This is a genomic window from Methylotenera sp. G11 (assembly GCF_000799735.1).
Lineage (GTDB): Bacteria > Pseudomonadota > Gammaproteobacteria > Burkholderiales > Methylophilaceae > Methylotenera.
The window spans coordinates 548,072-570,334 of sequence record NZ_JUHH01000001.1; the positions used below are offsets into that span (position 1 = coordinate 548,072).

Sequence of the window (22,263 nt, forward strand, 5' to 3'; positions counted from 1 at the left end):
GTTGCATGTCTTGGAATTAATATCGGTCTTGATTCAAAGCCACAGTTTCAAATTAATTACTTTTCAAACGCCATCAGCAAGCGGGTTGATGCCCTGCTTGCTGATGGCTCCGTAAGGTTTACTGTTTGCTGACCGTCCACGCCTCGATTTCGAACCTGCGATTAGGCTCCAGGCAGCGAATCAGCGCTTCATCACGCCTGGTTTGCCTGCATTCGACCAGAGGCTGTGACTTGCCGGCGCCCTGGACGCTGGCTAACTCCGTCGTGACACTTTTCCTGGCCAGGTATTGCCGGATGGCTTCGGCACGCTCTACAGACAAACGCTGGTTATAAGCATCATCACCCAAGCGGTCCGTATGCCCGATGATCTTCAGCTGGGTAATTTCGCCGCTAGCCAATAACTGCTCAGCGACCTTATTCAGTTTTTCAATGCCTCCTGGCCGCAAATCACTGATGCCGGATTTATCAAACTCAAACACACCGTCCGCAGCGACCCTGATGCGAACTACTTCCTGCCTGGGCGCTTCCGGCCTGGGAAGCACGGCTGATTTCTCCACAATCCTTTCAATCACGGTCTGGGTCGGCACCGGGTCAGGTTTCAGCATGTCCGCGCAGGACTCCGGCTGCCAGTAAGTACTGCGCAGGTGCATGTCTGGTGCATAGACGATTTTGTACTGGCAAGTCTGAACGGTGCTGTCAGCGCTTTTACGGAAATTAAACACATAATCCCATTCACGAACGCCGATGATGCCCTCGCTGAAATGCGGCCTGCCTATCAGTGAATAGATATTGTCCTTGGTCATGCCAGGTGCTATGCGGCGCAGATTATCGACATTAGGGTCCACCGCTTCTTTTAACCAGGCTTTATTGGCATCCGGAAATACGATTTTGTCGCTGGCGCCATCCTGTGACAGCTTGCTGCCGGATGTCGCACACCCTGGCAGGACTGTTGCGGCTGCAATTAAAGCCGTCATCAAGCCTGTCTTGAGTTGATTATTGATATTGTTCATGTATTAAGATTTCCTATTCTATTTCGCTGGTGAGATTCAAAGCGCGCTTACCAGTGAATTCCCACACCGACACCTGCGCCGACTTTGCCACGCGTGTTGGCTGAGCCGTTGAAGTTCACAACCCAACGTCCATTCTCAGAAAAATTGGATACACCTACCGCAACCGCAGACTGCCCTTCATAATGCCCGACACCTGCCGTCAGCATCGCCTTGCCGGGTAGTACCGACTGTGGCATGCTGGCCATTGCCATAGAGGCTGCAGAACCGGCGCTGGCATCTTTGTCCACCTTGTCTATTTCAGAACGGAGGTTGTAGAACTGGTTGCTGAAATACTGGTTGGTCTGGGAGATTGCGGCATCAAGCTGGCGTACGTTAACGGCATCGGTGTCCGCAGTACCGCCAGCCACATTCGTGATCTGCCGTTCATTACCGGCCGACCCGACAGATACAGCCCCCGCAGTTGAACTCACGGCGGTATTGCTGTATTTCTCCGCAGCGCCGTTCATACCTGCCCTGCTGGCCTGCGAACCCGCACCAAGGGCTACGCCGCGGTCAGAAGTAACGGTTGCCGCATTACCCAATGCAGTGCCTTGCTGGGAAGTCAGCGCGATCGCATTGTCACCGAACGCTGCCCCCCCATTGCCGGCCTGTGCGCCTGCACCCACCGCAACCGAGCCGGTGGCCACGGCACCGGTACCGATTGCGATTGAATTGAGCCCGCTGGAAGCCGAATTCTGCCCGATGGCAATCGCGCCATCCTGCGTCGCCTGGCTGTTGTCGCCTATCGCTACACTGCCGGTACCGCTGGACAATGCCCGCGGCCCCACTGCAACGCTCTCGGCGCCGGTGGCTGAGGAGTCGGCAGCTGTAGAATTGGCATGGAAGTATTTAACGCCGCCGCCATTGACGATATTATCGATACGCAGGTTGGTTTCAAAAAGCTGGGAACCATTCACCGCATCCGTGCTGGTTGCGCTCAATGTTCCCTGATGCAGGTTGGTCAGCGTCGTGCCGCCAGTCACGCCGCCATCTGTGGAGGTCGGGCCTGCCAGCGTGATCGTGTCCTTGCTTGCGCTGTCATACTTGACAGCCAGCGCATCAAGGCTGCTCACCCCGGCCTGCACCGCATCAAGCTGGCTCTTGTTCACGGCATCGTTAGGATCTATACCGTCCGCCACATTATGGACACGTACCGGGCCCGCCGTACTCCCCACCAGGGTGACATCATTGGATGGCACCAGTGGCGTTGCCACGCCATTGGCATCTGAATACTGCAGCGGAGCATTGGTCTGCAAGGCAGCAATGGCATCGCCGACATTGGTTTGTGTTGTGCTGTATACATTATAGCTCGGCGCCGATATGGTACCCGTAGTCGAGTTGTAGACTGCACCGCCGCCCAGATTGGTAGCGGTACTGTTGCCCAGGTTGTCGATATTGGTCGTGAAACCCTGGGTAATGTTGTAAAGCTGGGAACCATTGACGGCATCGCTGCTGGTTGCACTGATTTCCCCTTTTGACAGGTTGGTGATCCTGGTGCCGTTTGTGGTGCCGCCATCGGTGGTTGGCGCGCCTTCGAGCGTAATCAGTGATTTCTCAAGCAATAGCCCGGTATCATATTTAACGGCGCCATCATTGATGGCCTGCAATTGAGAGACATTCACGGCATCGGTCGCAGCCGAACCGGCGGCAACATTGGTGATGACCCGTTCATTGCCGCTTGACCCGACTGAAACTTCCCCGACACTGCTTTGCGGCGCGGCCAGTCCATAAGCGCTGTAACCGCTGGCAGCACCGGTCGTTGCCGTTGATCCGGCGCCGAGTACAACGCTGTTAGCAACATTGGCACTGGCACCGCTGCCGATCACTACCGAGTTGGTTCCGCCGGCACCGATGGTGGCATTAGTGCCAAGTGCAATGGAATTCAAAGCTGCGGCATCGGTACTTGCGGCATTGCCGATAGCGATTGAATTCATCTCCCCGGCATCGGCAACCGTGCCATTACCAAGGCCGGTGATCTGGTTGCCGCCAAATGAAATGCCTTTGGGCGTACTCAGCTGAAAACCGTCAGCTGTGGTCTGGCAGGTGGGGTCTGCGGTAGGGTCAACCACATTGCCGCTGGTATCCAGCACATTGAGCGCTATCGGGTCGCCTGCGGCTATGCTGCCCAGCGTGTTCTGCAGGTTGGTCTGCAAACCCAAAAGTGGAAACAGTAATGCAGACAAGGTATTATCCAGCGCACCGGCAATGGGTACCACGGCCTGCCCGACAATATCAGTTACGACTGATTTTGGCAGGCTGACGCCGGTACAGGCACTCACCAATGCTGCATTCACCGTTCCGGCATTTGTTGCGAACGTTGCTGCCACCAGGGTATAGATTATTTTATTCGGATAGATTTTCACTTTGATCCACTCTTTTCAAAAATTTTCAATAATTGATTGTGCTTTTTTAAAACACCCGTAACAGGAAAAACCCAGCATGAGTGAAGTTTTCATGAAAGCGGATTTGATATAAAAAGCCTTGGTCAATTATCTGGTTTTGCTCAGACCAAAGAAGTCAGATGAACTCTGATTTAGCTGTAAGGATATGTGTAATGAAACCTGTAAGATAAATCCTACAGGCCGTCACCAGGGGCTGGCGGTTAGAACATCAAAGGAGTCGCAGGCTGCGGTGTTAATTGAATGCGTTATCGGTAGCATCAAGCAAACGGTTTTCCAGGGCATAACGGACAATCTCATAAGCATTGCTGAAAGCCATTTTCTCATTGATACGGGTTTTATAAGTACTCACGGTTTTCAGGCTTAAGTTAAGTTCGTCTGCGATTGCAGACATCGTTTTACCCGAAGCCAGCTTGAGGAACACCTGATATTCACGGTCGGACAGCAGGCTATGCTGCTTGACCGGCGTGGTGTGCATGCTGGAAAGTGCCAGTTCTTCGGCTACGTCTTCCGTGATGTACATGCGTCCCTGGGCAAGTCTGCTGACCGCATGCACCAGCTCAGAGATTGCGTGGTCTTTGCACAGGTAGCCTGATGCCCCGGCGCGGATGGCGCGTACCGCATAGATATCCTCTTTGTGCGAACTGATCACCAGTATCCTGAGTTCAGGTTTCTCCAGATGCAGCTGCTGAATGAGTTCTATACCGTTCTTGCCCGGCATCAACATGTCCACGAGGGCGATGTCGTAACTGTCCCGGCGGACCGCCGCCAGCAGCTCATGGCCGTCAGCGGTCTCTGCGGCTATGGTATACGCCGGGTGCGATGCCAGGATATGCTTGAACCCTTCGCGGATCAATGGGTGGTCATCGGCGATGATGATGCGTTTTGTCATATCCATTACTCAAATTTTCCATGTGACCTAATGATTCATGCAATGGAATATCAACCTCTATTCGCGTACCGCTGCCCGGGTGGCTTTCCACCAAAAACTCCCCACCCAAAGACCTGACGCGCTCGTGCATGCCTATCATTCCGAATCCGTTCTTACTGCATGCATCCGCTGCAAAGCCGATGCCGTCATCCTGTATGACCAGCAGGATCTTATGCTCCATCCTGAACACCTGGATTTCAACCTGCTGCGCTTTGGCGTGCTTGGCAACATTGGTGAGGGATTCCTGCAGGATGCGAAACAAGGCGATTGCCAGCTTATCACCAAGCACAAACTCACCATGCGACATTGTGAGCAGGCATTTGATGCCGGTACACAGCATGTATTTCTCAATGTGTGACTGCACCGCGGCATTCAAACCAAGCACATCCAGCATGCCAGGCCGCAGATTCTCGGATATGGACCTGGCCGTATCCGCCACCTGGTCCAGCACGCCAAGCAAGGCACTTAACCTTTCCTTGAGAAAATTTTCTTCGAGATTGCTGCACTCGTATAATCGGGCAATATCCATTCTCATGACCGTAAAAGCCTGCCCCATTTCATCGTGCAGTTCGCGCGCTATTCTGGCACGTTCTTTTTCACGCACATCCTCCAGGTGGGCAGATAGATTCTGCAGCTTTTTCTGGCTTAAGCGCAACGCATCTTCAATTTCCCGTCGCTCCAGGATTTCGGTTTCAAGTTTGCTGGTCCTGGCTTTTAATTTGGCTTCAAGATCAAGGCGCAAATGGCGCAATTCGATATGCGTTTGCACACGGACAAGCACTTCTTCAGCCAGATAAGGCTTGTTAATGTAGTCTGCAGCCCCCAGCTCGAACCCTTTCAGCAAAGACGATTTATCCTGCAGGGATGAAAGGAAAATGACCGGGATACCTGACGTTATGGGGTTGGCTTTGATACGGCGGCATACTTCATATCCATCCATATCCGGCATCTTGATATCCAGCAGCATCAGGTCCGGCTGACGCCTGAGAACTGAATGCAGCCCCATTGCACCATCCTGCGCCAACCTGACGGTATAACCGGCATCCGACAACATGTGTTTCAGAAGCTGCAGCGACTCTATCGTATCGTCAACGATCAGAACCTCGCCAAGCGACTTGGCCTCAATATCAATATGCAAGTTCATCCCTTTACGATTCAATTAAAATATCCGATATTTCCAGTACATGCCACAGGCGCTTATATTGCAGGGACTCATTCAGCATGGACAAATAAACCGCAAGCTCCGGCTGTTCAGCTTCTATCCCGCGAATGGCCTGGCGTATCATTACCGTGTCAAGCTGCATGGCCGCCTCAACCAGACTCTCCAACTGATGCGGCGCGAGTTCTTTAAGCATTGAAATATAGGATGAAGCATCAGCGTCCAGCGCATTGCAAGCCAGGGTCTCGCATTCTGTCGGCTTCAGATTCAGGAAATCCGCAAGAACCAGATGCAGGCTGCTTTCATTGATAGGCTTGATCAGGAAATCATCAGCGCCTGCTGCAATCGCTTTCGGCTTGTCCTCCGAGAATGCATTGGCTGTCATCATGGCAACCCTGGGTTGTTTGATCGGCTGCTGCCGCAGCCATTGGATAGCCGACAACCCATCACCGTCTTTCATGCGCCAATCCATGAAAATGAAATCCGGCACGTCTTCCGCAATTCTCAATCTGGCTTCATTGCCGCTGGCCGCTTCGACAATATCAGCACCCAGCGGCATCAGCAGCTGAATCAGCAGACTGCGTGAATGATCGGTATCATCCACCACGAGAATTTTCCGCCCGATACCGCGATTGATAAAGTCAGACCATGAAAACAGTTTTTTACGGCCTTCCTGATTGCCGATTGCCAGATTCAAGGAAAAATAGAATTTAGATCCCAGATTTTCGGCAGACTCTACTTTGATCTCGCCGCCCATGACTTCGATGAATTTCTTGCTGATGGATAGGCCTAAGCCGGTTCCGGTATGCCTGGTAGGCGAATCCAGCTGTACGAACGGGCTGAAGATGCGGTTCATGTCATCAGCAGGAATCCCCTGGCCGGTATCAATCACGTAAAAACTTAAACTGACTTTCTGGTTCCCCTGGGGTTTTGCGTTCACCCGGAGCGTCACCCTGCCGGCATGCGTAAACTTGATGGCATTGCAAACCAGGTTCAATAAAACCTGCTTGAGTTTAAAAGCATCAACGATCACCATTGGCGGTAAAGCGCCAATATCCGTCACCAGCTGAATGTTTTTCTCATCAGACCTGACGCGCATCATTTCAACCGTATCGACCACGATAGCCCTGATATCCGCATGCTCCATGGTCAGTGAAGTCGCGCCGGCTTCGATTTTAGATATTTCAAGTACTGAGTTGATTAAATTAAGAAGGTGGTTTGCCGAACTGTAAATGGTATCCAGCTTGATTTTCTGGCGACTGTCAAAAGTCGCATCCCGCATTAGCAGTTGCGAGTATCCGATCACTGAATTCAGTGGCGTACGCAGTTCATGGCTCATATTGGACAGGAAAATGCTCTTGGCCTGGCTTGCCAGCTCAGCCTGGATCCTGGCGGATTCCAGCTCTGATGTACGCTGCTCCACGAGCTCTTCCAGTTCATAGCGATATTGCGTCAGCGTATTTTCATATTTGACACGCTCAGTCACATCCATCAGAAAAACAATACAGTTTTCAGAGGTATGCATCCCTCCCAGCTCAACGTCCCTGACTACGCCGGATCTGGTTGCGATTTTATAAATGGCGGTTGGCACGATCGCATTGCCAAAGATCTCGGCCATTTTCTTGGCATTGCCTAAATCCGATTCCAGTTTGGAAAGCACCAGATGCCTGTACCCTGCATCCGGGTAGGCTTTCAGAAACCATTGGTCAAAGCTGGGCAGGTCATCTTCCTGATAACCGAATGTCGTGGTTGCGGCATCGTTCAGGTAGGAAATCCCGGTGTCGTTGATCAGTGCGACCGGTATCGGGAAATACTCGATAAGTTTTTTCATGCGGTCCGCAGACTGAATCAGCGCTTCATTCTTTTTACGGACATCACTCACCATATCCAATAAGGATTCCCGCAGCGAGGCCAGTTCACCGACAAAAAAAGGCGCATTCAGCAAGGCATCTTTCGCATCTTCGCTTTTGGGGTCTTTTGCATAGTTCTCAAGGCTTAACAATGGCTTGAGAACTGTCCACTTGAGCGCAATATACAATCCGATCATTAATGACAGGTCAATAAAGGCGATTGCCCCGAGGATAAACCACCTGGTTTTCCTGATGTCCTGATCCACCCACTTCGACGTGAAATACAGCGTCACCGTGCCTACTTCCTGCGAATGCGATATGATCACGCGATTTTGTGCGATCAATCCTTTCGGGTTAACCGGATGCGATAGTTTCTGCACGTATCCAGCTTCATCCCTGGCCCAGGTGAATGCTGCCTGATGAGCCTGGACGGTAACGCCATGTACATCGGCATGGCTGAATGCGCTCGCGGCAATCGTCTCCAGCTGGGGGTAATCAGAATCCCATAATGCAGAACTCAAGCTGCTTGCCAAGCTATCCGCCAAACCCAAATGGGAAACAGTCAGCGAATCGGTTTCCTGGCTGCTGATATGACGATCAATGAAAACACCCAGGCCTGTCAAAAGAACCGTTACCAGCACCAGAATGGTCACAATCAGATAGCGGACAATTGAATTCTTCCTTTTGAGTAATTTCAATCTTACTCAGCCTTTGCTTTTATTCTTAACCACAAATATGCATCATGCGCTTCATGCTCCTTCCATGCATAAAGCAGGCTTTCCACATACTGCGATTTTTGGAAAACAAGCTTCATTGCAGGCGTAGACAGGCCATACATGCGACGGCATGTGGAATCGATATGGATTGAATGGCGAAACACGGTAGAGAGCCCCCATTTGAGTCTTGTCTATTTATTAAAATTGACTCTATTATTTATCATGCATTTGAGCATGAATTTATTGTTCAGGCTAGTACTTAAGCACCTTATCCATCACATTTATTTTAATTACGAAATGCCCTGCTTACCGCATGGATTAACACTTCTGCATAAAATGGCATCTGCATGGAACACGGTTTAGGAAGGTCTGTCGCCATACCTGAACGGCAATTTTCAGGCAGGCAGGAAAGCAGTCAATACAGGAGGGAAAATGCAGCGCTCAGAAGGGTTGGATATTGTGGTAAGTGATTGATGCAATGCACCGGCTGTAAAAAAACCGTCAATTCAAGAGCGCCCTGACAGCAGCGCCTCGAACTGATCCGACGACAGTGGTGTGGAAAATAAATAGCCCTGACCATAGTCGCAGCCTATTTTCTTCAGCAGATCGCGCTGCTGTTCAGTTTCCACGCCTTCTGCGATCACTTTTACGCCCAGCTTGTGCGCCATCACCACAATGGCTTCGCATAATGCGAATTCTGCAGCCTCAGGCGCCAGATTGCTGATAAACGAATAATCGATCTTGAGGTAATCGATGTCAAACCTTATCAGGTAAGCCAGTGATGAATAGCCGGTTCCAAAGTCATCAATAGACACCTGCATGCCGGCCTCATGAAACGCTCGTAGTTTTTTGTTAACCTTGGCATCGTTATTGATCAGCAGCCGCTCCGTGATTTCCACAACAATGGAACGTCCCGGCAGCTCCATCTCACGGAGCGTTTCGATCCAATGATCATAGCTGCGGTCATCCCGCATGAATTGCATAGGCGATTTATTGACGCTGATCTGGAAATCGAGCCCATGCTCAGATAGCAGGCGTTTGACCTGCGTTGCCGCCTGCATGAAGACCCAGTCGCCGATCTCTCGGATCATGCCGTTATCCTCGGCAATCGGGACAAATTCGAATGGTTCAATATAACCATGTTCAGGATGATTCCAGCGCAGCAAGGCTTCAGCCTTATGGATGTTGCCGTTCGCCAGATCAACGATAGGCTGGTAATGCACGCTGAACTGGCCTGCCGACAGGGCGCTGCGCAGGTCGCCGCTCAACTGCATGCGCCGCTCTGCCGCCACTTGCATGGCATTGATAAAGAAGCGAAAGCAGCCTCGCCCGTCATTTTTGGCCGCATACATGGTCTGGTCTGCCTGCCTGATCAGATCATTGACATTGGATGCATCGTCCGGATAGATCGCAATGCCGATGCTGGCAGAAATATAGACTTCACGGTCATTTAAAATAAAGGGGCGTGTCAGCTGGTCAATGATATCCTGCGCAATACGCCCTATACCCGAAGTGCCCTGCAATTCAGACAGGATTACCGTAAACTCGTCGCCGCCAAGGCGTGCAACCGTATCGTAATCGCGCACGCATTGCTTGATGCGCACCGCCGCTTCCACAAGCAGCTCATCTCCCACTTTATGGCCCAGCGTATCATTGACTTCCTTGAACCGGTCAAGGTCGATGAACAGCAGTGCAATGTGGCAGGAATCGCGCTGGGCTTTTTTGATTTCCTGCTCGAGCCGGTCATGAAACAGGCGGCGATTCGGCAGCTGGGTCAACTGGTCATAATTAGCATAATTCTTGATCTCAGACTCAGAATGCTTGCGCTTAGTAATGTCGTGGCCAACGCCTAATACGCCAACCAGCTCACCCAGATGGTCGTACATCGGGGTTTTGGTCGTTTCCAGTGTTTCCTGGTGATTGTCGCTTGCAAACGTAACCACTTCTTCATTGACGTTGAGGCTGCCTTTGCTCACTGCCGCAAGGTCATTTTTGCGAAAAGAATCAGCCAGCTCTTTATCAAAAAAGTCATAGTCAGTCCTGCCGATTATTTCATGCTCTTTCTTGCCGACAAACTTCTCGAAACGGGCGTTACAGCCAAGATATACGCCGTTAATGTCTTTTAGCCACACCAGATCAGGAATGGTGTTCAAAATGGTTTTAAGTTTGGTTTCAGCGTCTTTTAGCGCATCTTTTGCCCTTGTACGCGATTCAACGAAAATCGCCAGCGCAATTCCGACAAAAGTAAGGGCAAGCATGTAAAACCAGAAGTTCTGCAAGCCGGTAGCTGCAATGTCGTTGGCAAACAGACCTTTCCCCTGGAAAGCGCCAAGCAAGGCCTGGATAGCGCTTATGCAGATGACCAGCGAGGCCCCGTGCTGACCGCGGCGCACGGCGCCCCACACCACGAGTGCGAACATCCAGTATCCATATGCCATCTGGCCTGAATTGGGCGCCCAATCCAGGAACGCAACCTGGCCGGCAAATAAAGTAAGAAAGAACAGCGTAAAAGTTTCAAGCAAACCCCTGCCCGTGAACCAGCTATGGGGAAAGCTGCGCCATATCAAAAACAGCGGGGTTCCGAGCAGTATCCCCAGCATATCGGCCTGCCACCAGTGAAGTATATTGCCTGCAATGGTTTGCCAGCTAAGGTAACCTGCCATCAAAAGCGTAAACGGCCCGATCAGCGCACTGATAACAGGACTGACAACGGAGATCAGGACCAGATAGGCAAAATCGCGGGGTTGCTTAAGCTTAAGTTTATCGCCCAGCAGTTGATGAAAAAGCCAGCAGGCCAGCAGTGTTTCCAGTGTATTGCCTGCTGCAAGCAAGAACGAAATCGCCACAGGGTCATTCACCATCAATCCGGCAGCAACCGACCCTGCAAAAACGGCAGGCCAGTATTTCCAGCCTGCAACCAGCAAGGCTGCCAGCGCAAAACCTCCCGGTATCCAGAAAATGGTCGCGTTGCCATTCGCCGTAGATACGGTAAGCACCAGCTTGGCCAGCAATGCGTAACCCAATGCCAGGGCAGACATTCGGAACAAATCATTGCGCGAATATAGGGTAAGCTTCATGCTTTTGGGTTAAGCCTTGGTATTTTTAACAAATCATACCATCAATCAGTCGCTTAAACCTTGCTCCTGCCCAGCCACCACAGCCACACGAAGCCGATCAAACCAGACAGCAGCGACGCCGCCAGCACGCCAGTTTTCGCCATCAGCAAATACTCCGGCTGATCGGCAAACCCTAATTCTGCAATAAAGATCGACATGGTAAACCCAATCCCACCCAGCACGGACACCGCTGCGATCTGACTGAATCGCGTCCCGCTCGGCAGCTGGCCTAAACCCAGCCGCAACGCCAGCCAGCAGGCGCCCGTAATGCCGATGAATTTACCGAACAGCAGCCCGGACATGACGCCTAGCATGACCGGGTGCGTAAACATCTCACCCGGCGAACTAAACTGCAGCGGAATCCCCGCATTGAACAAGGCAAATACCGGAATCACGATAAACGCTACCGGCAAATGCCAGATATGTTCCAGGCGCTGCAGCGGCGTTTGCACACCACGTACATCGTCTTCCAGCTGGTCTACGATGGCGTGAAGTTTTTCATTGGTCATCAGCGAATCATGCTGGTGGTGGCTGTGCATGAATAGCGCAAGCTGCGTTTTGATGCGCTCTATGAACAAACCAGGGTCATACTTGGACCTGGCCGGCACTGCAAACGCACCCAGCACCCCGGCAAGCGTGGCATGCACGCCTGACTGCAGCAAGGCATACCATAATAAAACCGCTACCAGGAAGTACGGCATGACTTTCCTGATGCCGGCAAAATTGAATGTGAAAAGCAAGGCAAGCAAGCCGGCAGAAACCGCCAGCCAGTGAATGGCCAGATCCTGCGTATAGAACAATGCAATCACGAGAACCGCACCCAGGTCATCTGCAATGGCAAGTGCCACAAGAAACGTGATCAGGGCTTTGGGCACCCTGCCCGCCAGCAGCACCAGCGCACCTACTGCAAATGCAATATCCGTCGCCATAGGCACACCCCAGCCGCGGGCAGCATCGCCGTCAGGGTTAAACGCCAGGTAGATCAGCGCCGGGAATGCCATGCCGCCAATAGCCGCAATGATAGGTAACGCTGCCTGGCGTATATCCGACAGCTCACCCACCATGATTTCGCGCTTCAGTTCCAGGCCGACCACGAAGAAAAACAGTGCCATCAAGCCGTCATTGACCCAATGGTGAAGGCTCATGCTGATTGACCAGCCACCCACGCTGATATTCACCGGCAAATGGATCATATGCAGGTATGCCTCGGCTAAAAAGCTGTTGGCCAGGAACAGCGCAATGATTGCACTGCTCATTAACAACAAACCGCTGGTTGTCTGGCGATGAATGAATTCTTCAAACGGCGTCAGGACACGCTGAAAGGTGCGCTCCCAAGGTGCATATATAATACCGTCTGCCTTATCGGTGGGCGTCTGCTGTTGTGACATAGTGATTCCGGCTGGTTTTGATTTTAATATAGTGTATTCAGAAGTCAGGGTGATACGCTGAGCCCCATGCCTCATTGTAAACCGATATAGCCTGTTTGAAGCCCGCCTGCACGCCAAAAAACAAGGTGTTACAATAAGCACCGTATGTAAACGTATGTCCATGGATATGATGAACACCGCCCCGGAAGATGAAGTGATGTGTCAGTGCAGCGGCACCAGGAAAAGCAACATTCAAGCCTTGTTCGAACAGGGAATGGATATCGATGCCATTTCAAGATGGACAGGTGCGCTCTCGGGCTGCGGTGGCTGTGAATGGGATATTGCAGAGTTTCTGAACGCGCTGGGCGAACAAAAGAAAAACAGCTTGTAGCAGCCCGCCTGGTTTAAGCCGATTTTCTTTTAAACCAGTCAGGTTCTAAAACGGCATTACCACTTCTGGGTGTCTTTAATATCAATGACTTTATCTGCCCGGGATTTTTCCCTGCCAGTGGCAACAGGTTCGTTAAGATGTTTTGAAAAACTCGTCATGTCGGAAAACCTTGCGCAGTTGATGCCTTTTTCTTTCAGGTTAGTAATAATCTTGTCGAATCCCGGATCATTACTCAGGATAGAAAACTGCTCATCCGGATGCTGAATCGCCAGTTCACCCAGCTGGAAAGCAATGTTGAAATCAATCGTATTGCGCCGCCCGTTATCAAACTGTATATACTCGGCGTCTGTGCCCAGGGGTTGCAAAGCACATGCCAGAGCAAGGGGAATCACGTTATGGTGCGCCCCCAGGTAAATCTTGATGATCAATTTTTGAGCGCTTTTACTGATAAGGATGGAATTCCCTACATGCGTATTGTCATAATCAATAAAAACATAATGCGTTTGCATGATGTGGCCTCTGAAATGTCATATGGCTATTATATACATCCAGCCGCAGACAAAGTCTATATATTCTGATTGAATCCGCTACGCTGAATCTTTGTACAGTACACGATTTGACCACAATGACAGCAATACGATCATCACCTGCCGCCAAATGATTTTTTCAGGATATTTAGCATGCCGCATACACCGTAATAGTTGTTTATGGTTTAAAGTTCGGCTGAGTGAATTGAATATCGAATATGCAATTTAATAACTAACTTCAGACTTGTATTAATATGATTAAAAACCGCCAAAGCATTCTTGTTTTAACCTCCAGCAGCACAGGCAATAACGTTTTCATGACGCCTGCGATAAAACTGCTCCGAAAAATGCTGCCGGACAGCATGATCGAAGTCGTCGCATTAACCAAATTAAGCGCAGAGGTTTTCAGCGCCAACCCTTATATCAACCGCCTGCACATCATCAAAAGCGCATCCGCTTTCGATAAACTGGCAGAGAATTTCGACCACGTCATTCCGCTACACCCGAATACGATCAAAAAATACAGGTCTATCAGCACAAAGACTCACGCTTTGCCGCGCATTACCAACGACTACCACCATGCAGACCAGCTGCTGGATCATGTCGCAAAACTCCTGGACACAACCGTTGAGATCACGGACAGACAATACTCGCTAGGTAGTCCGGCCAGGAATTTCATCATTGAAAAATCGTTTTATGAGAACAGGCCGATCATCAATATCCACCTCGGCAGTGCAAGAGCCAACCTGCATGGCTGGAAATTCTGGTACACCAACCGCGCAGAAGAAGAAAAAGTCTGGAATACCGAAAACTATATTGCCTTAGGCCAGAAACTGCTTGAACATTACCCGAACCTGACCATCACCCTTACCGGCAGCAAAAGCGAGTCGTTCCTGGCTGAGCGATTCGTAAAAAAAATACCGGGAGCCATCAACCTTACCGGCAAAACAACCGTGCAGGATCTGCTTCAGCATATCGGCAATTGTGATCTATTCATATCGCATGACTGCGGGGTGCTGCATATTGCTTCAGCAACCAGTACGCCGATTATCGCGCTATTTGGCCCGACCAGCGCAGTCAGGACAGGCCCCTACCCGAAACGGCCTGACAACATTGTGATCAAAAAAGAAAACATGTCGGATATTAAAGTCAGTGACGTGATTGAGTCCGTAAACCATTTATTATCCGGGCAAAAACCGGCACTGTCTGCCTCAGGTGCAGCTTAGCACCGGGGGCATGCAACGTCATGGTGAGCCGTTGCATTCGAACGCGCCCAACGGAGAAATTTAAGTGAAAAAGGCCTGCGCTTATGCGCAGGCCTTTGGTGTGACTGGTAGGAGATGCGAGGCTCGAACTCGCGACAAACGGATTAAGAGTCCGCTGCTCTACCAACTGAGCTAATCTCCCGATGCCCGTATTATAAGGCTTTGCAGGTATTTATTAAACACTTATCGCGTCTGACCTACTATTAAAATCGCATATTTAAGCACTATGCATCAGCATGTTGGGGTCTGTGGCTTCAGCCTCTTTAACGCGCTGTGCAATATGCGCCAGGGCTTCATCCACCTGGTCAATCAGTATCAGGCATAGATCGCCTTCACCCAGACATGACAGCGCGGTATCGATCGCCAGGAACTCGCCACGGATCTCGTCGATTTTCGTGGCACGTTTAGCGTTCAGCAGTCCTTTTTGCAAAAGCTGCAATACTTCACCGTCAGCGCGCCCACGCTGGCATTGATCCTGATACAGGATTACCTCATCAAAGGCATCACCGACAATCTCTGATTGGCGCATGATATCCACATCACGCCTGTCACCGGCACCGCTGATCACGACAATGCGTTTTTTTGCAGGGATATTCTCTACAGCCGATACCAGCGCAAGTATCGCATCCGGGTTGTGGCCATAATCGGCAATCACATTGGCACCGCGATATTCGAATACGTTAAACCTGCCGGGCGCAGTCGCGGCATCGTTAACAAAGGTGCTGATACCGGTCTGTATGGTTTTCCAGTCAACATTCAAAGCCCAGGCTGCGGCAATGGCTGCCATGGCATTTTCAACCTGGAAGCCGATCATGCCGTTTCTGGTAATGGGGATTGATGCCAGGTCAAAGCGCTGCTCATCCTGATTCTGGGCCGCAACAATCTGGTTATTTTCCACATATACGACACGGTGCCCCTGCGCACGATGCGTTGCCATGACCGGGTGCTCGCGGTCATAAGTGAAGAATGTCACCGCTCCCGGGCAGGCAGCAGCCATCGCCACGGTCATGGGGTCAGCCGCATTCAATACGGCCATACCATCGGGCGCCACATTCTGCACGACCACACGCTTCACCACCGCCAGGTCTTCTACCGTTGTAATAAAACTTAAGCCCAGGTGATCGCCAACGCCGATATTGGTCACGATTGCAACATTGCAGCGATCAAATGCCAGCCCCTCACGCAGGACACCGCCGCGGGCAGTCTCCAGCACCGCCGCGTCCACATCGGGATGCATCAGCACATTACGCGCACTCTTGGGCCCGCTGCAATCACCGGTATCGATGCGCTTGCCCTGGATATAAACGCCATCCGAGTTGGTCATGCCGACCCGTAACCCCTGGCAGCCAAGGATGTGCGCGGTCAGGCGCACCGTAGTCGTTTTACCGTTGGTGCCGGCAACCGTCACCAACGGAATGCGCCCATTATCCCCCGGCGCGAACATCGATGAAACAATAGCCTCGCCTACAGGCCTGCTTTTGCCGAAAGATGGTTGCAGATGCATGCGCAAACCCGGTGCGGCATTGGCCTCGACAATGCCGCCGCCCTGCTCTTCCAGCGGGTAAATAACGCTATCACACACGGCATCGATACCGCAGATATCCAGTCCCACCATCTGTGCTGCCGCAACCGCGCTGGCTGCCAGGTCAGGATGGACATCGTCGGTAACGTCCGTGGCTGTGCCGCCGGTACTTAAATTGGCGTTATTACGCAATATGACGCGTGCGCCTTTACTGGGCACTGAATCCAGCGTCAGGCCCTGCTCGGACAGGCAGGAAATGGCAATATCATCAATACGGATCTTGGTCAGCGATGTTGCATGCCCGGAGCCGCGACGCGGGTCGCTGTTAACAAGGTCAACCAAAGCCTGAACGGTACTGCTGCCGTCACCGATCACCAGTGGCGGCTCGCGCCTTGCTGCGGCAACCAGTTGATTGCCGACAACCAGCAGGCGAAAATCGCTGCCCGGGATATATTTCTCCACCAGCACGTCTTCACGGACCGCGCTGGCAGCAGCATAAGCCGCATTGAGCTGCTCGCGGGTACTGATGTTGACAGTAACACCTTTCCCCTGGTTGCCATCTTTAGGTTTGACGACTACCGGGCCGGCAATTTCAGCCATGGCACGCCAGGCATCTTCGATGTCTGTGACTTCGCGCCCGACAGGCACCGGAACACCGGCAGCATCCAGCAGTTTTTTAGTGAGCTCCTTGTCCTGGGCAATCGCTTCTGCAATCGCGCTGCTGCAATCGGTTTCCGCAGCCTGGATCCGGCGCTGACGGCTGCCCCAGCCGAACTGAACCAGGCTGCCTTCGGTTAATCGGCGGTATGGAATGTCTCTTGCGGCTGCCGCTTCAACAATCGCGCCGGTACTGGGCCCAAGGCGCACATCTTCATCCAGGTCCTTAAGCTCGGCTATGGCGGCCACAAGATCGAAAGGCTTATCATCTACGGCGGTCAGGCACAACTGCTCCGCCAGTTCCAATGCCCGGCGCCCGACGGCCTCTTCGCTATACTCGATCACCACCTGAAACACATTGGGTTCCGGTGTCGTAGCGGTACGGCTGAACGTAACCGGGCAGCCGGATTGCGCCTGCAGCGCGAGCGAAGCCACCTGAAGCACATGCGCCATCGCCACAGGACCGGAGTGTCCCATCAGCTGCAGCTGCCCGATTTCAGGAAAACGCTCTCGCAACCTTGCTTCAAAACCATCGATACTATCAATCCTGCATTCTTGATCGGTGCATGACACCACCGCCTCAATAGAGGTGTGGCGACTCCACAGATTAGGGCCACGTAGCGCACGTATGCGTGATACTTCCATTAAACAATTTTCCTCGTATTTAAGTTCTAGCGCGTATTCATCAAAGCAAACAATGGGTTAAGTGCGGGTATTCTTATGCATCGGCCTGCTCCAGCGTGAATGTTTTCACCCCGGCACTGATCAGGTCAGGGGAAATACCCAGCGCCCAGGCCGCGGCAACAGCAGCAAGCAATGGCTCTACGCTGTCTGCGGCAACAGGTTTTGCTGCCGGATTCGTTAACAGGATCTTGCATAGAGACGATGTCAGCACCAGGCCGCTGCCTTTTTGCAGCACGGCACGCCCGCCTTGTTTCAGGTGATCTTTGATAATGGGTAATTCGGAGTTTTTAGCGAAAAATATCACTTCCCCATCGCACAGTTCAGCCATCTTCACCGCCAGCGGGTCAGCGGCATTCAGCACGGCAGCGCCGTCGCCAAGCACTACATCAACTTGCGTACGCAGCACGTTATAGACCTGGTCTGGGTTATCGATGTAGAACTCGCCAAAGTGCTTTTCAGGTTCGATATTGGTCACAATCCCCACCTGGCAGCGGTCGTAGCCCAGCCCTTCTGCGAGGATGGTCGAAAAGCTGTTTTCTATCACTGCGGCTTCGACTTTGGGATTCATCAATAGCTTCTGTGCAGCAGACCAGGTGGCGCAATTCCCTTTATCAATCTGCCGCTGGCCTGAGAACAGGCCATCACTGCAAGCCAGCCCGACATGGCTGCCGCTTAACTGGATGAATTTCGCCAGGATTTTTGCAACCCGTGTTTTACCGCTGCTGCCGGCAATGCCGACTAAGGGTATGCGCCCGGTTTCATGTTCCTCGAACAGGCTATCGACAATCGCCTTGCCTACCGGTCGCGGCTGGCCTTCCGCCGGCTTCAGGTGCATCAGCAGGCCAGGGCCGGCGTTTACTTCTACAATCGCGGCGCCCTGCACGTCCAGGGGTTTGGAAATATCTTCGGCCACCAGGTCAATGCCTGCAATATCAAGTCCGACAATGCGTGCTGCAAGTGAAACAGCGGCAGCGACTTCCGGGTGAACCTTGTCGGTGACGTCAAACGCCACGTTACCATTGCGCTGAACGATGATTGAAACATCTTTCGGCAACACGGCATCGGCACGATAACCCTGCCGTTCGATCTCGAATCTGACTGCCGGGTTTTTATCAACGAGCAGCACATCCAGCGGAAATTCCTCTTCTTCACCGCGTCTCGGGTCAGAATTGATCTGTCGGTCAATCAGTTCACGGACTGTGGCGATACCGTCGCCCAGTACAGAAACCGTCTCTCCGCGCGTTGCTGCGGCCAGCTTGCCGCCAACCACCAGTAAGCGGTGTTCGTTGCCGCGCACAAAACGCTCGACCAGCACCTCGCTGCCTTCGGCATCTGCCAGATGATAGGCCGCCTCCACCTCAGCACGTGTCATCAGTTCAGTGGAGACGCCGCGTCCATGATTTCCATCCGTAGGCTTGACTACGACCGGGACACCGATATCTTCAGCGGCCTCCCAGGCATCTTCCGCACTTTCCACAATCCGGCCTTCAGGCACGGGAACGCCGCAGCTGGTAAGCAACTGCTTGGTTAAATCCTTGTTGCGCGATATGCCTTCTGCAATCGCGCTGGTGCGGCCGGTTTCCGCGGTCCATACCCGATGCTGGCGCGCGCCGTAACCAAGCTGCACCAGGTTGCCGTCTGTTAAACGGATAGATGGGATCCTGCGCTCAGTAGCCGCATCCACAATGCAGGCTGTACTTGGCCCTAAACAATGCGCATCGACCAGTTCGCGCAAGTGGCTGATGGCTGCCTTTACATCGAAGGGTTTGTCTTCTATTGCGGCCATCACCAGATCGCGGCCTGCATGCATCGCCGCAATGCTGACCTTTTCGTTACGAGAACGCACAGCGACCTTGTAAACACCGCGCACAGAGGTGCTGCGCGCTTTGCCGAAACCGCCCTGCATGCCTGCCAGCGTTTGCAGTTCAAGGGTTACATGTTCCAGGATATGCCCTGGCCAGGTGCCTTCACGCAAGCGTTGCAGAAATCCGCCGGGTTCACCAATGCCGCAGCGGTGCTCTGCCAGCGTTGGCAGCCATGCAGTAAGACGTTCGTAAAAACCGGGGATCAGATTTGAAGGTGAGTCCTCCAAAGGACCAATGTCGAGCCATACCTCCAGCACCGGGCGATATGTCCAGATATTCGGTCCGCGTAGTGCTAAAATCTTTAAGAACTTCATCAATCTTTCCAGATGAAAAACAAAATTAAAAGTTTGCCAGCTTACTTCATCAAACTTACACCATACTTACAAGCAGCAATTTTCTTATCTATTTTGTAAGGCATGCTGAATGTAGTAAACTCGGCGACTGTGAACAGCAAAATACTATCCCCCAACCCATCCAGCAGGCAGCTGCCGAACGTCTGGCAATCAATAGTTCAATCGCATCTTGGTGATGCCGAGGAACCACAGGCCTGGCTAGAGATTAATCTTGACGAACAGCTACATTTTACAGAACATTTATTGCTAATTACCAACCGGCGATTAGTATATTTTGGCTCCGACGGAACTTTTTCAGGCGGGCACAATACACTGCTACGCGAACATATTTACCGTACCGGGTTAAAACTGCGCCAGCATGACCATGCCGGCATCTACAGCCTTGAGCTGTTTGACGGTCAATCACGGCTGGATCACTGGCGTTATACGCTGACCAGCGATACTTCATCAGCGCGCTTCACCAAGCAGTTCGAGCAGCAATGTGCCAGCCATATCAGCGGCAAACCCGTGCCTGCCGAAGCTACCGAGCCTTGCCCAAAATGCAGGTACCCGCTTACGGCGGAGCAGGATGAATGCCCGCAATGCAGCAGCGAAATCGACACGCCACCCTCCACGTGGACATTGTTCCGCTTATGGCGCTTTGCCAGACCATACCAGTGGCAGTTGCTGGCGGGTTTCCTGCTGATGCTCGCGTCTACAGCCGCGACATTGGTGCCGCCCTACTTAACCATTCCGCTGATGGATAAAGTGCTGATCCCCTACCAGAATGGCGTCCCGATAGATACCGGGCTGGTGACTCTCCTGCTGGGCGGGCTACTGGGTTCGGCGCTGCTGGCGTGGGGTCTTGGCTGGTCGAAAACCTACATCCTGGCGCTGGTCAGCGAACGTATCGGTGCCGACTTGCGCACGATCACCTACGATCATCTGCTCAAACTCTCGCTTGAATACTTCGGCGGGAAACGCACCGGCGACCTCATGGCGCGTATCGGCTCTGAATCTGACCGTATCTGCGTTTTCCTGTCATTGCACTTGCTGGATTTTGCGACCGATGTGCTCATGATCATCATGACGGCCGCGATCCTGGTCTCCATCAACCCGGAACTTGCCCTGGTCACCTTGCTGCCATTGCCTTTCATCGCGTGGATGATTCATATCGTGCGCGATAGACTGCGCACCGGTTTCGAAAAAATCGACCGCGTATGGTCTGAAGTCAGTAATGTGCTGGCCGACACCATTCCAGGCATACGCGTAGTAAAAGCTTTTGCGCAGGAAGCGCGCGAATCGACCCGCTTCCGCGAAGCCAACCAGCATAACCTGGCCGTGAATGACCGCATCAACAAGATATGGTCATTATTTTCACCCAGCGTCACGCTGCTCACTGAGATCGGCCTGCTCCTGGTGTGGGCGTTCGGCATCTGGCAGATCTCCAGGAATGAAATCAGCGTAGGTATCCTGACGGCATTCCTCGCCTACATCAGCCGGTTCTACACGCGCCTTGACTCCATGAGCCGCATCGTTTCAGTCACCCAGAAAGCTGCCTCCGGCGCAAAACGTATTTTCGATATTCTCGATCATGTTTCCAGCGTGCCGGAACCAAGCAACCCGGTTCATCTGGACAAGGTCAGCGGAAAGATTGAAATCCGTTCGGCAGGTTTCCGTTATGGCAACCGTGCCGTGATCAAGGATCTGAACCTGACTATAGCACCAGGGGAAATGATAGGCCTCGTTGGCCACAGCGGTTCCGGCAAGAGCACACTGGTGAACCTGATGTGCCGTTTTTACGATGTCAGCACAGGGGCTATCAGCCTGGATGGCGTCAACATCCGCTCCCTGTCTATATCAGAATACAGGCGCAACATCGGCCTGGTGCTGCAGGAGCCGTTCCTGTTCTTTGGCAGCATCGCGGAAAACATCGCTTACGGTAAACCAGATGCCACGCGTGCAGAAATCATCGAGGCAGCGCGTGCCGCACATGCGCATGAATTCATACTGCGCCTGCCGCACGGCTACGACTCACTGGTTGGCGAGCGCGGCCATGGCCTTTCCGGCGGTGAGCGCCAGCGCATCTCGATCGCGCGCGCCCTGCTCATTGACCCACGCATCCTGATACTTGATGAAGCCACCGCTTCGGTTGATACCGAGACCGAAAAAGAAATCCAGAAAGCCCTGGATAACCTGGTGCACGGACGTACCACGATCGCCATCGCACACCGCCTGTCTACCCTGCACAAAGCCAACCGGCTTGTCGTGATGGATCGGGGCCAGATTGTTGAAGTTGGCAGCCACGACGAACTGATGGCGAGCGAAGGTGCTTACTATCGGCTATACCAGGCCCAGGCCCGCAATGTAGATACCGACCTGGATGACCTGGTCAGCAACGACGCTGTCGCCAATAAACAAGTAAATGCATAAG

13 protein-coding genes and 1 tRNA gene are annotated in these 22,263 nt (G+C 52.5%); 3 read left to right on the plus strand and 11 right to left on the minus strand.

The genetic code is table 11. The annotated features are described in order from the left end of the window. Positions 1–118: 118 nt before the first annotated feature. The 7 genes from GQ51_RS02580 to nhaA form a co-directional block, all read right to left on the minus strand. Positions 119–1,009, minus strand: coding sequence for an OmpA family protein (locus GQ51_RS02580; RefSeq protein ID WP_047549436.1), 891 nt, complete (start codon positions 1,007–1,009; stop codon positions 119–121). 47 nt (positions 1,010–1,056) lie between these two features. After that, positions 1,057–3,411, minus strand: a complete 2,355-nt coding sequence (locus GQ51_RS02585; protein ID WP_052177651.1) for a YadA family autotransporter adhesin — start codon at positions 3,409–3,411, stop codon at positions 1,057–1,059. 271 nt (positions 3,412–3,682) lie between these two features. Further along, positions 3,683–4,345, minus strand: a complete 663-nt coding sequence (locus GQ51_RS02590; protein ID WP_200884386.1) for a response regulator — start codon at positions 4,343–4,345, stop codon at positions 3,683–3,685. Further along, positions 4,311–5,516, minus strand: a complete 1,206-nt coding sequence (locus GQ51_RS02595) for an ATP-binding response regulator (RefSeq protein WP_200884387.1) — start codon at positions 5,514–5,516, stop codon at positions 4,311–4,313. The genes GQ51_RS02590 and GQ51_RS02595 overlap by 35 nt, the downstream gene beginning before the upstream one ends. A 10-nt stretch (positions 5,517–5,526) precedes the next feature. Beyond that, positions 5,527–8,085, minus strand: a complete 2,559-nt coding sequence (locus tag GQ51_RS11960; RefSeq protein ID WP_052177653.1) for a PAS domain-containing hybrid sensor histidine kinase/response regulator — start codon at positions 8,083–8,085, stop codon at positions 5,527–5,529. 524 nt (positions 8,086–8,609) lie between these two features. After that, positions 8,610–11,180, minus strand: coding sequence for an EAL domain-containing protein (locus tag GQ51_RS11965; protein ID WP_081987071.1), 2,571 nt, complete (start codon positions 11,178–11,180; stop codon positions 8,610–8,612). Between the two features lie 53 nt (positions 11,181–11,233). After that, positions 11,234–12,607 carry a Na+/H+ antiporter NhaA gene (nhaA, locus tag GQ51_RS02610; RefSeq protein WP_052177655.1) on the minus strand — a complete coding sequence of 458 codons (1,374 nt, stop codon included), beginning with the start codon at positions 12,605–12,607 and terminating at the stop codon, positions 11,234–11,236. A gap of 160 nt (positions 12,608–12,767) precedes the next feature. Here nhaA and GQ51_RS02615 point away from each other — a divergent pair, with 160 nt between their 5' ends. Then, positions 12,768–12,977 carry a (2Fe-2S)-binding protein gene (locus tag GQ51_RS02615; protein WP_047553655.1) on the plus strand — a complete coding sequence of 70 codons (210 nt, stop codon included), beginning with the start codon at positions 12,768–12,770 and terminating at the stop codon, positions 12,975–12,977. A gap of 56 nt (positions 12,978–13,033) precedes the next feature. On the opposite strand, the gene GQ51_RS02620 is transcribed toward GQ51_RS02615, so the two are convergent. Continuing rightward, entirely contained in the window at positions 13,034–13,486 is a 453-nt protein-coding gene (locus tag GQ51_RS02620; RefSeq protein ID WP_052177656.1) for a PIN domain-containing protein, read from the minus strand. Positions 13,487–13,821: 335 nt separating this feature from the next. Here GQ51_RS02620 and GQ51_RS02625 point away from each other — a divergent pair, with 335 nt between their 5' ends. Further along, on the plus strand, positions 13,822–14,730 hold the full coding sequence (locus tag GQ51_RS02625) for a glycosyltransferase family 9 protein (protein WP_160279991.1): 909 nt from the start codon (positions 13,822–13,824) through the stop codon (positions 14,728–14,730). A gap of 105 nt (positions 14,731–14,835) precedes the next feature. Here the strand turns inward: GQ51_RS02625 and GQ51_RS02630 are convergent. The 3 genes from GQ51_RS02630 to GQ51_RS02640 form a co-directional block, all read right to left on the minus strand. After that, a tRNA-Lys gene (locus tag GQ51_RS02630) sits at positions 14,836–14,911 on the minus strand. Between the two features lie 75 nt (positions 14,912–14,986). After that, complete coding sequence (gene cphA / locus GQ51_RS02635) at positions 14,987–17,593, minus strand: cyanophycin synthetase (protein ID WP_052177657.1); 2,607 nt, start codon at positions 17,591–17,593, stop codon at positions 14,987–14,989. Positions 17,594–17,666: 73 nt separating this feature from the next. Then, positions 17,667–19,811, minus strand: a complete 2,145-nt coding sequence (locus GQ51_RS02640) for a cyanophycin synthetase (RefSeq protein WP_081987072.1) — start codon at positions 19,809–19,811, stop codon at positions 17,667–17,669. Between the two features lie 129 nt (positions 19,812–19,940). Here GQ51_RS02640 and GQ51_RS02645 point away from each other — a divergent pair, with 129 nt between their 5' ends. Further along, a complete protein-coding gene (locus GQ51_RS02645; RefSeq protein WP_047553667.1) occupies positions 19,941–22,262 on the plus strand; it encodes a cyanophycin metabolism-associated ABC transporter in 2,322 nt (773 codons plus the stop codon). Position 22,263: the final 1 nt, after the last annotated feature.

What these genes read in the sequence shown, in the direction of transcription:
- GQ51_RS11965 (WP_081987071.1), bottom strand. Translation starts at nt 11,180, where the DNA reads ATGAAGCTTACCCTATATTCGCGCAATGATTTGTTCCGAATGTCTGCC.
- GQ51_RS02640 (WP_081987072.1), bottom strand. Translation starts at nt 19,811, where the DNA reads ATGAAGTTCTTAAAGATTTTAGCACTACGCGGACCGAATATCTGGACA.
- GQ51_RS02580 (WP_047549436.1), bottom strand. Translation starts at nt 1,009, where the DNA reads ATGAACAATATCAATAATCAACTCAAGACAGGCTTGATGACGGCTTTA.
- GQ51_RS02620 (WP_052177656.1), bottom strand. Translation starts at nt 13,486, where the DNA reads ATGCAAACGCATTATGTTTTTATTGATTATGACAATACGCATGTAGGG.
- GQ51_RS02590 (WP_200884386.1), bottom strand. Translation starts at nt 4,345, where the DNA reads ATGGATATGACAAAACGCATCATCATCGCCGATGACCACCCATTGATC.
- nhaA (WP_052177655.1), bottom strand. Translation starts at nt 12,607, where the DNA reads ATGTCACAACAGCAGACGCCCACCGATAAGGCAGACGGTATTATATAT.
- GQ51_RS02625 (WP_160279991.1), top strand. Translation starts at nt 13,822, where the DNA reads ATGACGCCTGCGATAAAACTGCTCCGAAAAATGCTGCCGGACAGCATG.
- GQ51_RS02615 (WP_047553655.1), top strand. Translation starts at nt 12,768, where the DNA reads ATGGATATGATGAACACCGCCCCGGAAGATGAAGTGATGTGTCAGTGC.
- cphA (WP_052177657.1), bottom strand. Translation starts at nt 17,593, where the DNA reads ATGGAAGTATCACGCATACGTGCGCTACGTGGCCCTAATCTGTGGAGT.